The sequence below is a fragment of the Roseovarius mucosus DSM 17069 genome, from assembly GCF_000768555.3.
Taxonomy (GTDB): domain Bacteria; phylum Pseudomonadota; class Alphaproteobacteria; order Rhodobacterales; family Rhodobacteraceae; genus Roseovarius; species Roseovarius mucosus.
Genome location: NZ_KN293975.1, coordinates 346,665 through 361,962, shown reverse-complemented (window position 1 = coordinate 361,962; position 15,298 = coordinate 346,665). Strand labels below are relative to the sequence as shown.

13 protein-coding genes are annotated in these 15,298 nt (G+C 62.1%); 1 reads left to right on the top strand and 12 read right to left on the bottom strand.

What is annotated here, in order from left to right; all coding sequences use genetic code 11:
• The first annotated feature begins 58 nt into the window (after positions 1-58).
• Positions 59-934, top strand: coding sequence for a glycosyltransferase family 2 protein (locus ROSMUC_RS01850; protein ID WP_037268920.1), 876 nt, complete (start codon positions 59-61; stop codon positions 932-934).
• 7 nt (positions 935-941) lie between these two features.
• On the opposite strand, the gene ROSMUC_RS01845 is transcribed toward ROSMUC_RS01850, so the two are convergent.
• The 12 genes from ROSMUC_RS01845 to ROSMUC_RS01790 all read right to left on the bottom strand — a co-directional run bounded on the left by ROSMUC_RS01845 (position 942) and on the right by ROSMUC_RS01790 (position 15,075).
• Positions 942-1,172, bottom strand: coding sequence for a hypothetical protein (locus ROSMUC_RS01845; protein WP_245875092.1), 231 nt, complete (start codon positions 1,170-1,172; stop codon positions 942-944).
• A gap of 146 nt (positions 1,173-1,318) precedes the next feature.
• Positions 1,319-2,110, bottom strand: coding sequence for an enoyl-ACP reductase FabI (locus ROSMUC_RS01840; RefSeq protein WP_037268917.1), 792 nt, complete (start codon positions 2,108-2,110; stop codon positions 1,319-1,321).
• A gap of 6 nt (positions 2,111-2,116) precedes the next feature.
• Positions 2,117-3,346, bottom strand: a complete 1,230-nt coding sequence (gene fabB, locus ROSMUC_RS01835) for a beta-ketoacyl-ACP synthase I (protein WP_037268914.1) — start codon at positions 3,344-3,346, stop codon at positions 2,117-2,119.
• A 316-nt stretch (positions 3,347-3,662) separates the two neighbouring features.
• Positions 3,663-3,941, bottom strand: coding sequence for an HlyU family transcriptional regulator (locus tag ROSMUC_RS01830; RefSeq protein WP_037268911.1), 279 nt, complete (start codon positions 3,939-3,941; stop codon positions 3,663-3,665).
• A gap of 85 nt (positions 3,942-4,026) precedes the next feature.
• Positions 4,027-6,012, bottom strand: coding sequence for an RNA polymerase sigma factor RpoD (rpoD, locus tag ROSMUC_RS01825; RefSeq protein ID WP_037268909.1), 1,986 nt, complete (start codon positions 6,010-6,012; stop codon positions 4,027-4,029).
• Positions 6,013-6,130: 118 nt separating this feature from the next.
• A complete protein-coding gene (gene dnaG / locus ROSMUC_RS01820; RefSeq protein WP_037268907.1) occupies positions 6,131-8,080 on the bottom strand; it encodes a DNA primase in 1,950 nt (649 codons plus the stop codon).
• 39 nt (positions 8,081-8,119) lie between these two features.
• Positions 8,120-8,407, bottom strand: coding sequence for a hypothetical protein (locus ROSMUC_RS01815; RefSeq protein WP_037268905.1), 288 nt, complete (start codon positions 8,405-8,407; stop codon positions 8,120-8,122).
• 60 nt (positions 8,408-8,467) lie between these two features.
• On the bottom strand, positions 8,468-9,025 hold the full coding sequence (locus tag ROSMUC_RS01810) for a sarcosine oxidase subunit gamma (RefSeq protein ID WP_037268903.1): 558 nt from the start codon (positions 9,023-9,025) through the stop codon (positions 8,468-8,470).
• On the bottom strand, positions 9,018-11,948 hold the full coding sequence (locus ROSMUC_RS01805; RefSeq protein ID WP_037268902.1) for a sarcosine oxidase subunit alpha family protein: 2,931 nt from the start codon (positions 11,946-11,948) through the stop codon (positions 9,018-9,020). Before ROSMUC_RS01805 ends, ROSMUC_RS01810 begins: the two co-directional genes overlap by 8 nt.
• Entirely contained in the window at positions 11,945-12,202 is a 258-nt protein-coding gene (locus ROSMUC_RS01800; protein WP_037268900.1) for a sarcosine oxidase subunit delta, read from the bottom strand. Before ROSMUC_RS01800 ends, ROSMUC_RS01805 begins: the two co-directional genes overlap by 4 nt.
• Before the next feature lie 56 nt (positions 12,203-12,258).
• Positions 12,259-13,512 carry a sarcosine oxidase subunit beta family protein gene (locus ROSMUC_RS01795; protein WP_037268898.1) on the bottom strand — a complete coding sequence of 418 codons (1,254 nt, stop codon included), beginning with the start codon at positions 13,510-13,512 and terminating at the stop codon, positions 12,259-12,261.
• Between the two features lie 132 nt (positions 13,513-13,644).
• Entirely contained in the window at positions 13,645-15,075 is a 1,431-nt protein-coding gene (locus ROSMUC_RS01790; RefSeq protein ID WP_037268896.1) for a Glu/Leu/Phe/Val family dehydrogenase, read from the bottom strand.
• Positions 15,076-15,298 lie beyond the last annotated feature (223 nt).

Sequence of the window (15,298 nt, the reverse complement as noted above, 5' to 3'; positions counted from 1 at the left end):
CTTGCAATGCCCCCGCGTTTGTCGGACTTTGCACAAAAAACCAAGGGTAGAGCCGCGCATGACCGCCCCCGACCTCAAGAGCTTTCTCGCCAACCCCGGCAAGGCCCTCGCCAAAGGGCCCATCGCCATGGTCTTTGCAGAGGATGAGACCGAACTCAACTCTACCCTGCGCCACCATCTCGACACTGGCTTTGCCGCCGTGCTTCTCTTTGCGCCCGACAACTTTACCTTGGCCCGCGACGTGGCCGACACCCCCGGCCTTTACCGCATTCGCCACGATCTGTCCTCTGGCGACAGCCTGACCGAGGCGGTCAATGCCGTCATCGCCGCCGCCCCCGGCCTCTGGATGTATTACTGCTACAACGCCGAATACCTGTTCTATCCCTTCTGCGAGACCCGCACCGTGGGCGAAATGCTGGCCTTTCACACCGAAGAACGCCGCGACGCGATGCTGACCTATGTGATTGATCTCTACGCTGGCGATCTCGATACCTACCCCGATGCCGTCTGCCTCGAGACGGCGCATATGGACAAATCCGGCTATTACGCCCTCGCGCGCCCCGACCCCGAGAACCACAACCACCCCAGAGAACGGCAGCTTGATTTCTACGGCGGCCTACGCTGGCGCTACGAGGAACACATCCCCGCCAAACGCCGCAAGATCGACCGCATCGCGCTCTTTCGTGCCAAACCAGAGCTGAAACTGCGCGAGGATCACACCTTTTCCGACGAGGAATACAATACCTACGCCTGCCCTTGGCATCACAACCTGACCAGCGCCATCGTGTCCTTTCGCACCGCCAAGGCGCTCAAGCGCAACCCCGGCTCAACCTTCGACATCCATAGCTTCAAATGGCACAACTCGATCCCGTTCGAATGGCATTCGCGGCAACTGCTCGATCTGGGTCTGATGGAACCGGGCCAGTGGTTCTGAATGCGGATTAATCCGCCACCCGCAGCAAAAGCGCCGTCAGCGGATCAAGCCCGGCATCCTTGGCCACGGCAATGCCACCGTCCAGCCGCGCCAAGAGGGCGCGCGCGGTCTCGTTGCCGTCAATCATACTTTGCGCCTGCGCAACCGCGCCCTGCAGCGCGTCATGCACCCCCGGTGCCAGCGCCCGCTCCTGCCAGATGGACACCAGCGCGCAGATGCCGAGGGAAACACTTGTCATCCACGCCCACCGCCGCGCGCGGCGCGCACGGGCAAGTGATCTGATCTCAGCGGGTTGGCCGACCTGGCGAAATTGCTCCATGCGCGCAGCCTGATGCAGCAACACGGCAAGACTTTGGCAATAACGAGGCCAGACCCGGTCCGACCTCAGAGGTTCTCGGCCTGCGGCATGCCCAGCACGTGATACCCCCCATCGACATGGATGATCTCACCGCTGGTGCAGGCCCCCGCGTCCGACGCGAGATAGACCGCCGTGCCGCCAATCGCCTCCAACGTGGCATTCGCCCGCATCGGCGCATTCACCTCGGTATGCCGAAACGTCTTGCGCGCGCCGCCAATCGCGGCCCCTGCCAGCGTTTTCATCGGTCCGGGGCTGATCGCATTGACGCGGATCCCATCCGGTCCCAGATCATTCGCCAGATAGCGCGTCGCCGATTCCAGCGCCGCCTTGGCCACGCCCATCACGTTGTAATTCGGCACAACCTTGTTCGACCCCTGATAGGTCAAGGTCAACAGACAGCCGCCATTGTCCTTCATCATCGGATAGGCCCGCCGCGCCACCTCGATGAACGAATAGGCCGAGATTTCCAGCGAATGTTTGAAATTGGCCCGGCTCGTGTTCAAAAACCGACCCGTCAGCTCCGACTTGTCGGAATAGGCCACCGCATGCACCACGAAATCAATCGTCGGCCAGCGCTCCGCCAGCGCCGCGAACGCGGCATCAAGCGAGGCATCATCGGTCACATCCACATCGAGCAAGAGGTCAGAGCCAACGCTCGACGCCAGCGGCTCGACCCGCTTGGCAAAATTCTCACCCTGATAGGAAAAGGCCAGTTCCGCCCCCGCTTCATGCATCGCCCGTGCAATTCCCCAGGCGATGGAGCGGTCATTGGCCACCCCCATGATCAGGCCGCGCTTGCCCTGCATCGCAATCGTCATCTCATCTCACCCGTGAAATTTGCTCAGCAACATCGAGCCATTGGTGCCGCCAAATCCAAAGGAGTTGGTCATCACCGTATCCAGCCCGGCATTGTCCACCCGCACCGTCGCAATCTCTGCCGGATCAAGTGCCGGATCGAGCGTTTCGACATTGATCGAGGGCGCCATGAAATCATTCTCGAGCATCAAGAGGCAATAGATCGCCTCCTGCGCGCCCGTGGCCCCCTGGGAATGGCCCGTCATCGACTTGGTGGAACTGATCGGCGGCGTGCTGCCCTGGCCAAAGACCCGGCGCACTGCCTCGACCTCACCCACATCGCCCACCGGCGTCGAAGTGCCATGCGCGTTGATATAGCTCACGCGGCGCCCCTCTGGCAGCGTCGCCACCGCCAAACGCATCGCCCGTTCGCCGCCCTCTCCCGAGGGGGCCACCATATCGGCCCCGTCCGAAGTGGCGCCATAGCCCGTCACTTCGGCATAGATCTTGGCCCCGCGCGCCTTTGCACGCTCCAACTCTTCCAGCACGACGATACCGCCCCCCGCCGAGATCACGAACCCGTCGCGCCCCACGTCAAAGGCCCGGCTCGCCGTGGTGGGCGTGTCGTTGTATTTCGACGACATCGCCCCCATCGCATCAAAGAGGCACGACAGCGACCAATCCAATTCCTCTCCACCACCTGCAAACATCACATCCTGCTTGCCGAACATGATCTGCTCTGCGGCATGGCCGATGCAGTGCAGGCTGGTGGAACAGGCCGAGGTGATCGAATAGTTCAGCCCCTTGATCTTGTAGGAGGTGGCCAGATTGGCCGAAATCGTCGAACACATGGTCTTGGGCACGGCGAACGGCCCGATCCGCTTGGTCGATCCCGTATCCAGCGCCACCTGATGCGCCGCCAACATCGCGCTGGTCGAGGGGCCGCCCGATCCCGCAACAACCCCGGTGCGGGGGTTGATCACGTCGCTTTCCTCAAGGCCTGCATCGGCAATGGCCTGCCCCATGGCGATATAGGCATAGGCCGCCCCGCCCCCCATAAACCGCAGCGCGCGCTTGTCCACATGCTGGGTCACATCGAGATTGATCGCCCCGGCCACCCGACTGCGAAAGCCATGCTCGGCCATCGCCTCGTTTGCGGTGATGCCCGAGCGCCCCTCTCGGAGTGATGCCAGAACCTCTTGGGCGTTGTTGCCAATGCTGGAGACGATCCCCAGACCTGTGACCACGACACGACGCATGGGTGCCTCCCTCTGCTTTGTTACAGCCTCTGTAAGACAGCGTGAGTTGAGGGGCAAGCGGTTAGGGGGCGATCCGCTGACCAGCGCGCGCTCTGATTACGCTTTGTGCAAGGGACCGGCAGCGCGCGCGCCGCTCTACCCGCACCGATTAACGCCCCGCGCGCCCGCAAGCATTGACTGTCCGTTAACCGCCGGCACGCGCGTAGGACCGAAACTGCCCCTGGACCGCGACCTTACAAAATCCCCTGACAAACCTTACAGAGCTTACATGTTCCAGATGCCTGGCCCGAGGCCTCGCTTAGCCGATCAACACGCCTTACTTGCGAAAGATCGCCTCGCCCTGCTCGTCAATGACCTGCTTGGCCTTGCGCACACAAAACGCCCGCGCCTCATCGAGACTGGCAATGGTATCGGCCCGCAAAAGCTGATGCACCTGCACTTCGCCGTCGATGTCCTTCTCGATCCGCGCCGCGACCCTGTATCCGCCTTCGGCCGCTTGCGGCGCGGGTAAGATACGGAAATCTTTGTATATTTCCACCTTCTCTTCGGGTTCGGCCTTGGCTTTGCCCCCAAACAATCGCGACAGGATTGACATACCGCCTCCAGATTATGCACCGCAGGGCGCGCATTCATTGCGCACCCCATAACTCTCTGTTTTCAAACGCGGATTTTCATCCGCCCTACTGATCCAGAAAACTCCGCAGCTTCCGGCTCCGGCTCGGATGCTTCAGCTTGCGCAGCGCTTTGGCCTCGATCTGGCGGATACGTTCGCGGGTCACAGAGAACTGTTGCCCCACCTCTTCCAGCGTGTGATCGGTGTTCATACCGATGCCGAACCGCATCCGCAAAACCCGCTCTTCGCGCGGAGTGAGCGACGACAAAACCCGCGTCGTGGTTTCCTTGAGGTTGTCCTGAATGGCGCTATCCAACGGAAGAATAACGTTTTTATCCTCGATGAAGTCGCCAAGCTGGCTGTCTTCCTCATCGCCAATCGGGGTCTCAAGCGAAATCGGCTCCTTGGCGATCTTCATCACCTTGCGGACCTTTTCCAGCGGCATTTGCAGCTTTTCCGCCAATTCCTCGGGCGTCGGTTCGCGGCCGATCTCGTGCAGCATCTGACGGCCCGTGCGCACCAGCTTGTTGATCGTCTCGATCATGTGCACCGGAATACGGATGGTGCGCGCCTGATCCGCGATGCTCCGCGTGATCGCCTGACGGATCCACCAGGTCGCATAGGTGCTGAATTTATAGCCCCGGCGATACTCGAACTTGTCCACGGCCTTCATCAGGCCAATGTTGCCTTCCTGAATAAGATCAAGGAATTGCAGGCCGCGATTGGTGTATTTCTTGGCAATCGAAATCACCAGACGCAGGTTGGCTTCGACCATTTCCTTCTTGGCCTGCCGCGCCTCTTTCTCGCCCTTTTGAACCTGCTGCACGATGCGGCGGAATTCGGAAATGTCCAGGCCCACATACTGACCCACCTGCGCCATGTCCGAGCGCAGTTCCGCCACCTTCTCGGGGCTGCGCTCAATGAACATCTGCCAGCCGCGCCCGGCCTTGCGCGCCATGTCCTCCAGCCAGTTGGGATCAAGCTCGCGACCGCGATATTCTTCAATGAATTCAGAACGGTTGATGCGCGCCTGATCGGCCAGTTTGACCATGGCACTGTCGATCTGCATGATCCGGCGGTTGATGCCATAGAGCTGATCAATCAGCGCCTCGATGCGGTTGTTGTGCAGATGCAGCTCGTTGACCAGCTCGACAATCTCGCTGCGCAGGGTCTGATAGGTCTGCTCCTGCTCGCTGCTGAACGATCCATCTTCGTTCAATGTAGCCGAGATGCGGCTGTCCTGCATCTCGCTCAGCATGGCATAGTCCGACGCGATCCGGTCCAGAGTATCCAGGACACGCGGTTTTAGCGCGGCCTCCATAGCAGCAAGGCTCATATTGGCCTGCTCGTCATCGTCGTCATCGTCATCGGAATGGATCGGATTGCCATCGGCATCCAGATCAGGTTCGCTCTCATCGCGGCTCATGCCACCGGGGGCACTTGTCACATTGGCCGCGCCGACCACCGGCTCGGCATCCTCATCGCCCAACTGGGTGCCAAAAGTGGCCTCAAGATCGATCACATCGCGCAGCAGGATGTCTTCACCCAAGAGTTCGTCGCGCCAGATGGTGATCGCCTGAAAGGTCAGCGGGCTCTCGCAGAGGCCCGCGATCATCGTGTTGCGCCCGGCCTCGATCCGCTTGGCAATGGCAATCTCGCCCTCGCGGCTCAAGAGTTCGACCGACCCCATCTCGCGCAGATACATCCGCACCGGATCATCCGTGCGGTCGAGCTTTTCTTCCTTGCCCGAGCCAAGCGTGATCTCGCCGCGCCGCCCGATTTCGGCCACAGCGGTCGAGCGCCCCTCTTCCTCTTCGGCGTCCTCGGCCTCGATGATGTTGATTCCCATCTCCGAGAGCATCGACATCACGTCTTCGATCTGTTCCGACGACACCTGATCCGGTGGCAGAACCTCGTTCAGCTGGTCATAGGTGATAAAGCCCTTTTCCCGCGCCTCCGCGATCATCCGCTTTACCGCCGCCTGGCTCATGTCGAGCGAAACTTCGGCTTCGACTTCCTCTGGCTTATCGTCGTCGGTATCTTTGGCGGCCATGAATGACTCCTCGGCTATGGGCGGGGCGGGTGATTCGGTTGACCCGAATCAATAGCGCGTTCTGTTGATTCGCACACCCGTCTACCCTGATTTATTCGGCGCTTCCTTACGAAAACAATCATCGTCCCGGTTTAGAAAAGGTTATCTTGTCGAGCAAGGCGTCGAACTGTTGTTTCTCATCGCGTTTGATCCGCGCGCCATTTTCGCCCAGATCGTATTCGGCCCGGTCCTCTTGCTGACTGCGCACGGCACGATTGCGCGCCTCAGCGGCCTGTCCCAGACGGTAGGTCAGCGACTCATCGGCAAGCCCTTCAATGTCTTCTGTCGCTTCGGACAGCTCTGCCATCCAGCCGCGTTGTGCCGTCAGCTTGGCCAACTCTTCGGTCAGGGTCAGGATGGCAAGCTCCTCATCTCCGGGGTGCCGCACCGGCGGGGTGAGCGCGACATGGGGCAAAGTCATCAGCTTTTCAAGGGGTGCGGGGCCCATCTCGGCCTCAATTCGGGCGTTGAGGCTTTCGGCCCCGTCGGCCGCATAGCGCAAAATCATATCCCGCAGACATGCCAGATCAGGATCACGACACTCTAGCTTTTCAAGGTCTGCCTCGAACCGCGCTGCGACAGAGGGGCAAGAGATCAACGTCGCCAGAACCACCGCCTCACGCAGGTGCACCGCACCATCCCCCTCCGCCGCCACCAGAAGCGAGGACTTCGTTGCCGCCCGCGCCGGTTCCGGCGGCGGCCATTTGCCGCCACGGGCACGGGGCGTAAAGCCGGTGCTCCGGCGCGGATTAAAGAGCTGCCACCGCAGATCCTTGATCGCTTGCCCATAGTGGCTACGAATCGAGGGGTCGCGAATCAGCATGATCTTTTCGCGCAGCACCTTGTCGAGTGCCGCCCTGCGCTCCGGACTATCGAAATCGCGGCCCTCGGTTTCACGCTGCCACAAGAGCTGCACCATAGGCCATGCGCCCTCGATGCGCGCGTGTACCGCGCCTGCCCCCTCTGAGCGCAAAAGATCGTCCGGGTCTTTGCCTTCGGGCATCAACGCAAAACGCAGTGATTTGCCCGCCTCCAAGAGCGGCAGCGCCAGATCAATCACCCGATAGGCCGCGCGCAGCCCGGCTGTATCACCATCCAATGCAATCACGGGCTCGGGCGCGATCCGCCACATGAGTTGCAACTGATGCTCGGTCACAGCGGTACCCAAGGGTGCCACCGCCGCCCCAAACCCCGCCGCGACCAGTGCGATTACATCCATATAGCCTTCGGCCACGATCAGCGTTTGGCCCTTGCCCGCCGCCTCGCGCGCAGGTCCGTGATTGTAGAGCGTGTGGGATTTGTCAAAAAGCTCGGTTTCCGGTGAATTCAGATACTTGGCCGCATCACTCGGGTCCATCGCCCGCCCGCCAAAGGCAATGCAGCGCCCGCGCGCATCGCGGATGGGGAACATGATCCGGTTGCGGAACGTGTCATAGGGCTTGCCGCCCTTCTGACTGTCCTTGGCCAGACCGCAGGCCAGGATCATCTCTGGCGGCACGCCCTTGGCCGTCAGATGATCCCACAGACCCTGCCAGCCATCGGGCGCAAAGCCCAGATCGAACTGCGCTTGCGTCTCCTCGCTCAGCTTGCGCCCCTTGAGATAGTCGCGCGCCGCAGCTCCGACGCCGCTGCGCAATTGCAGGCCGAAATACTTGACCGCCTGCTCCATCACCTCGATCAATTGCCCGCGCCGGTCGGCCTTGGCCTGTGCCTGCGGATCGCGCTCGGGCATCGGCATACCCGCCTCGGCGGCAAGGATCTTCACCGCTTCCATGAAATCGACATTCTCGGTCTCACGGACAAAGGAAATCGCATCACCCTTGGCGTGACAGCCAAAACAGTAGTAGAACCCTTTTCGGTCATCCACATGAAAAGACGCGGTTTTTTCCTGGTGGAACGGGCAAGGTGCCCACATGTCACCTTTACCAGGATTGGACTTGCGATTGTCCCACGTCACCTTGCGCCCGACCACATGGGAGAGCGACAGGCGGTTTTGCAACTCGTCAAGAAATCCGGGGGGCAGGCTCATGCCCCTATATTGGGCGCGCGCGGCTCAGAGTCCAGAGGGCTACTGCGCCTCGCATTGCGTGACATAGCTGCCTGCCACGTCCTCGGCCAACTGCGCCTCGTCCAGCGAATAGACCCAATCCACTAAGGGCTGCACCGCAGGCGCATATAGCGCCACGTCACCGGTCATCTCGGCGGTAATCGCGGTGATAGCGGCCGGGCCCTCTTCGCCCGATTTGCGCGCTTCAACGGCCAATGCCACGATCTCGCCGGTGGGCGCACACATCGGGTTCTCTGCTACGGCCATTACAGGCAAGAGGCAGAAGGCGGCAATCAGCATCGGGCGCATGGGCAATCCTTTCGTTCAGACCCGACTCTCATAGGTCAGATTCTCTCCCCTGTCAGCGTCTCACAGAAGGGAAGTTTGTCGCGCCGCCACCCGGCGCATCGCAATTTCCACCTCATGCACCAGCGTCGCCGCCATCGAGCGAAAGACCATGATCTGCCATGTCTGCAGCCCCAGGCGGCTCACAGACCCGGCCATATGCGCCACATCCGTGCGCGCTGTATGGCCCGGTGCAAAGACCGCCTCGCGCAGATCGAGCGGACAGAGACGCGCCAGAACCTCGACCGCCTGCCGCCCGTCCAATTGCACAACCGCCCAGGCGTCCGACTGGTCTGTCAGCGCCGCATGAGCTGCCAAGCTTTCATCAGGCTCGGGACCGATCAAAAGGGCCAGCTCGCGCCCGAACCAGAGCGCGCGCGCCGCCGCCTGCCCCGTCATGCGCCCCGGTTCCGGCCATGCCACGCCATGCGCCGCCTGCATCGCGGCTGATAATGCCCCGGCAGAGCCGCGATAGGGCGCAAGCGAGGTCATCCGCCTCGGCACCACCTCAGTCAGACGCAGTCCGCCCACTGTCACCGGCAATAGCCCCGTACAGGGGGTTTGAACCTTGAAGTCAGCCACGCAACCGCCCTCCTTCGGGATCAAACGCCACCAGAGGGGTGACTTCGCACACCGTCTCGGACTTGCGCAGGTGATCCACCACGCGCACCCGTTCGCCCATCCGCTCCGGTCCGCGCCTGAGGAAGCCGATGCCGATCACATGCCCAAGCGTCGGCGAATAGCAGGCGCTCGTGACATAGCCTTGATCGTTGTCGCTGACCGCTTCGGCGTGCTCGTCAAAGATATGCGCGCCCGCCAGTAGCTCCTTGACCGCGCCCACCGGTTTCAGGCCCACCATGCGCTCGCGCTCCGGGTCCATCAGACCGGGGCGCGTCGCTGCCGCCTTGCCGATGAAATCCTTCTTGGCGCTCATCATCCCCTGCATCCCGATGTCATAGGCGGTCACGCGGCCATGGATTTCAGCATGGGTGATGAACCCTTTTTCGATCCGCAGCACATTGAGCGCCTCAAGCCCATAGGCGCCGCCGCCCATGTCCTCGGCCCGCTTGACCAACGCGCCAAACAGCGCCGCCCCGTAGCGCGCAGGCACGGCGATTTCATAGGCATGCTCACCCGAAAAGGAGATACGAAAGAGCCGCGCCGCCACCCCAGCCAGGCGAACCGCGCCACAAGCCATATAGGGAAATCCGGCATCATCAATCGGTGCGTCCAGCATCCCATTCAGCAACGCCCGCGCTTGCGGCCCCGCTATGGCGAACTGCGCCCACTGCTCGGTCACGGACACGATCCGCACATCCCATTCGGGGTGCAAAACCTGCGCTACGAATTCCAGATGCCGCATCACCTGCCCCGCCGCCGCCGTGGTGGTGGTCAATACGAAATGAGTCTCTCCCAGACGCGCGCAGGTGCCGTCATCCATCACATGCCCGTCCTCACGCAGCATGAGGCCATAGCGCACACGGCCCACCTTCAGCGTGGACATCATGTTGGTGTAGACGAAATCCAGAAACCGCGCCGCATCCGGGCCTTGCACGTCGATCTTGCCAAGGGTGGACACATCGCAGACACCAACCGCGCCGCGCACCATCGCGACCTCACGGTCGCAGGATTGCCGCCAATGGTTCTCACCCTTTTGCGGGAAATAGCTAGGCCGATACCACAGCCCGGCTTCAATCATCGGGGCACCGCGCGCAGTGCTCTCTTGATGCGAGGTGGTGCGCCGCTCTGGGGCAAAGCCTTTGCCCTTGCCCCCCGCCCCCAAGGCCGCGATCGGCACCGGCACATAGGGCGGACGAAAGGTGGTGGTGCCAGTCTCGGCAATACCACGCCCCGTCGCCTCGGCCAGCACAGCCAGCGCGGCGACGTTGGAATTCTTGCCCTGATCCGGGGCCATACCTTGCGTCGTGTAGCGCTTCATATGCTCGACCGATCGGAAATTTTCGCCCGCCGCCTGTACCACATCCTTGACCGTCACATCGTTCTGGAAATCGAGCCACGCCCGGCCCCGCCCCGGCACCTGCCAGAGCGGAAATATGTCATAGGTGGCCTTCCCGGCGCTCGGGGCCGCTAAATCCGACGCACTAAACCCTAGGTCCAACGCCGCTGCTGCGCCCTCGTTCAGACCGCTTTCCAGACAGGCTAGGGTGGAAAACGCCCCCGCCGCCGCCCCTGCCACGCGCATGCCCGGCACAGCGTTTTCTGGCGGTAAAAACGCCTGCCGCGCCGCGTCCCACGTGGGCCGCGCGCCCATGTGGCAGGCCAGATGCACCGTCGGGTTCCACCCGCCCGAAATCGCAAGGCAATCGGCAGCGATCCGGTCCTCACCTTTGGCCGTGGCAAGCGTCACCGCCTCCAGCCCGCGCCGCCCACTCGTGCCACAGACCTGCGCTCCGGGATAAAACGGCACATCAAGGTCACAGCGCGCATAGGGACGCGCGTCGATCAATGCGGCCACATGCACCCCCGCCGCTTGCAGATCGGCCACGGTGCGATGAGTGCTGTCGTTATTGCCGAAAACCACCGTGCTCTGCCCCGGCGCCACGCCCCACCGGTTGGCATAGGCACGCACCGCCCCCGCCATCATTACCCCCGGCCGGTCATTGTTGGGAAAGGCGATGGCCCGCTCCAGCGCCCCCGCCGCCAGTACCGCGCGCCGCGCCACGATCCGCCAGAAACAGCCCTTGGGCGCGTGACCGCGCGCGGCAAGATCCGGTGCAAGCCTTTCCAGCGCGCCATAGGTGCCGCCATCATACACCCCGAACACAGCCGTGCGGGTCATGATCCGCACATTGGGCATCGCGGCCAGTTCTGCGGCGATCTCATCCACCCAATCGACACCAGCCAACCCATCGACCTCTTCGGTCTCGGCCATGAGACGCCCGCCAAGTCGCGTGTCCTCTTCGGCAAGGATCACATCCGCCCCCGCCACTGCCGCCACCCGCGCCGCCATCAGGCCCGCAGGACCGCCGCCGATCACCAGAACGTCACAATGGGCGTAGGCACGCTCATAACTGTCTTCTGCCGCATCCCCCGACAACGCGCCCAGACCCGCCGCACGGCGGATCACAGGCTCATAAACCCGCTCCCAAAAGGCGCGCGGCCACATGAAGGTCTTGTAATAGAATCCGGCCCCCAGAAACGGCGCGAAGACATCATTAACCGCCAGCAAATCCAGCCCCAGCGTCGGCCAGCGGTTCTGGCTCTGCGCCCATAGGCCCTCGTGCACTTCGACGGTCGTCGCCCTCAGGTTCGGCTCTTGCGCAGAACCCCGTCCCAACGTCACCAGCGCATTTGGCTCCTCACTGCCTGCGGTCATCACCCCACGCGGACGGTGATACTTGAACGACCGTGCCACCATCCGCACGCCATTGGCCAAGAGCGCCGAGGCCAGCGTATCGCCTGCAAACCCCTCATATTGACGGCCGTCAAAGTGAAAGCTCACCGAACGCGCCCGGTCGATCAGCCCTTTGCCTTCGAGCCTCATGCGCCCGCCTCCGTGGCCAAGGCCACACCCAGAACCTCATGCGTGACCGTATTGCGCGTCACGATGAGCCAAGCCCCGCAACCCTGCTCGTGCTGCCACAGATCACGGGTCACACCCGGCAGGTTGTCGCGATTGTGGATGTAATCATCCCACTCCGGCGCCCAGACTTCGCCCTCTGGCCGCGAGAGCGCCGCCCCCTGATAGTAGAACTCGCGACGATCCCGCTCGCCGCAGATCGGACAGCCCAGCCTCATCTTATCCGCGCCTTCATCGTTCCAGAAATACTCAAATCCTGCCCTCCGCGCGCGTCTCAATGCAGATTGTGCTGCGCGCCCGTGCCTTCTTCGTCCATCAACCCCCGGCCCGTGCGGAACCGGTCCAGCCGGAATCGCGTCGCCGCCGGATGCGGCCGGTCGGTGGCGATGAGATGCGCGAGCGCATCGCCCGACCCAGGCACGGCCTTGAACCCGCCATAGCACCAGCCGCAATTGAGATAGAGCCCCTCGATGCCCGCGTGGTCGATGATCGGGCTGCCATCGGGCGACATATCCATGATCCCGCCCCAACTGCGCAACACGCGGGCATTGCCGATCATCGGCATCAGCGTCATGCCCGCCTCCATCACATGCTCGACAATCGGCAGGTTGCCGCGCGCGGCATAGGAGGCATACATGTCCAGATCGCCACCAAAAACCAGCCCACCCTTGTCGGACTGGCTGATATAGAAATGTCCCATGCCAAAGCTGATCACATGGTCGATGCAGGGCTTCAGCCCCTCGGTGACAAAGGCCTGCAAGACGTGGCTTTCGATCGGCAGGCGCATACCCGCCATCGCCGCCACCTGGCTGGAACGCCCCGCCACCACAATTGCCAGCTTTTTGGCGCGAATGGCACCGCGCGTGGTCTGCACGCCGCGCACGCGGCCCTGTTCGATGTCGATCCCCGTCACTTCGCAATTCTGGATCAGGTCCACGCCCCGATCGCTTGCCCCGCGTGCATAGCCCCAGGCCACCGCATCATGCCGCGCCGTGCCCGCGCGCCGCTGCAAAAGGCCACCGTGAATGGGAAACCGCGCCTGGTCGTAATCAAGATACGGCACCATGCGTTTGAGCTGCGCCACACTCAGGAGTTCCGCATCGTCGCCGCGGTTGATCATCGCATTGCCACGCCGGGCTATGGCATCGCGCTGCCCGTCCGAGTGAAACAGTACGATCTGCCCGCGCTGAGAATGCATGACATTGTAATTCAGATCCTCTTCCAGTCCTTCCCATAGCTTCAGGGAATGGCTGTAGAACTCAGAATTGCCCGGCAGGAAGTAATTGGCGCGCACAATGGTGGTGTTGCGCCCCACGTTGCCGCCGCCCAGATAGCCCTTTTCCAGCACCGCGACATTGGTGATCCCGTGGCGCTTGGCCAGGTAATAGGCGGTCGAGAGACCATGACCACCGCCACCGATGATGATCACATCATACTCGGGCTTGGGCGTTGCATCGCGCCAATGCGCCTGCCAGCCCTTGTTGCCGGTCAGCCCCTCTTTCAGAACCCGCAGGCCGGAAAACCGCATGCCACTCCCCTTGCGCCCATGTGTGCGCCAATCTGGCGCGACTGAACCAACTTCAACCCTCAATAGCAATGGCAGAGCCGAAGCTCTGCCATGTTTCCCGCCATTTTCAGGCCCGTGCGCGACGTGAGCCCATCAGAGCCCCATCGCCCGGTAACTCGCGGCAACCTTGGCGATGGACACCAGATAGGCCGCCGTGCGCAGGTCTGTCACGTCCTGACGACTATGCCAGACTTCGCGCATCGATTGATATGCGGTGCGCATCGTATCATCGAGACCCGAGCGCACCAGCTCCAACTCGCCCGCGCCCTTGAGGTATTTCTGCTTGAAATCGGGCGACATTTCCCACGCATCCCCAAGCCCACGGTTCAAGCGCTGCAACTCCGTGACCAAGAGTTGGTGCCGAGCCTCCTCCTGTCGTCGCCCGATCCGACCAAAGCGGATATGGCTCAGGTTCTTGACCCATTCGAAGTACGAGACCGTGACACCGCCCGCGTTGGCATACATGTCAGGAATGATCACTGTGCCCTTCTGGCGCAGAATGTCATCTGCCCCTGCCGTCACTGGCCCGTTCGCCGCCTCGATGATGAGCGGCGCCTTGATCTCAGTGGCGTTCCCGAGGTTGATCACCCCCTCCATTGCCGCAGGAATGAGGATGTCACAGGCCTGTTCCAAGACCTTGGCGCCATCTTTGACATATTTGCCCTCGGGATACCCCTCGACACCGCCATGGCGCGCGATCCAGTTGCGCACCGCCTCGACGTTCAGCCCGTTCTCATCCACCAGCGCCCCATCGCGTTCGATGATCCCGGTGATAAGACAGCCGTCTTCTTCGCTCAGGAACTTGGCCGCGTGATAGCCCACGTTCCCCAGGCCCTGTACCACAACCCTCTTGCCATCGAGTGCGCCCGACAGGTTCGCCGCCGCGACATCCTCGGGATGACGAAAAAATTCCTGCAGCGCATATTGTACGCCGCGCCCGGTCGCCTCGACCCGGCCCTGAATGCCACCACCGTTGATCGGCTTGCCGGTGACGCAGGCGCGGTAATTGATGTCCGTGGTGTTCATGCGTTTGTATTGATCGGCAATCCACGCCATCTCGCGCTCGCCGGTGCCCATGTCAGGGGCTGGCACGTTTTGCGCGGGGTTGATCAGATCACGCTTGATCAGCTCATAGGCAAAGCGTCGGGTGATCAACTCAAGCTCATGCTCTTCCCACTGGCGCGGATCAAGCCGCAACCCGCCCTTGGACCCACCAAACGGCGCCTCCACCAGCGCGCATTTGTAGGTCATCAGCGCCGCGAGCGCCTCGACCTCGTCCTGATTTACACCCATGGCGTAGCGAATACCGCCCTTGACCGGCTCCATATGCTCCGAATGAACGCTGCGATACCCAGTAAAGGTGTGGATTTGTCCGCGCAGCCGAACGCCGAACCGTACGGTATAGGTCGCATTGCAGACGCGGATCTTTTCCTCAAGGCCCGGCGGCAGATCCATCAGCGCCACCGCGCGATTGAACATCAGATCCACACTCTCGCGAAAGCTCGGTTCCTTGTTGGCGTTCATTCGTCCTCTCCCTTTTTCGGCCCGGCCATGACGACTGGACCCAGTCGCGCGCAACCCCGGTGTCCTATCCCATGGTTAACCGACACCGGCCGTTTGTCCACCCGCTGCCGCCAGCCCCTTGGCAGAGTCGCGCTGCCCAAGGCGTTTGTCGCCATAGCCAACACAATCGCGGGGCAGCCACTATATTGTTGAATTTAATCGGTTAACTTCTGATTTTCCGCCT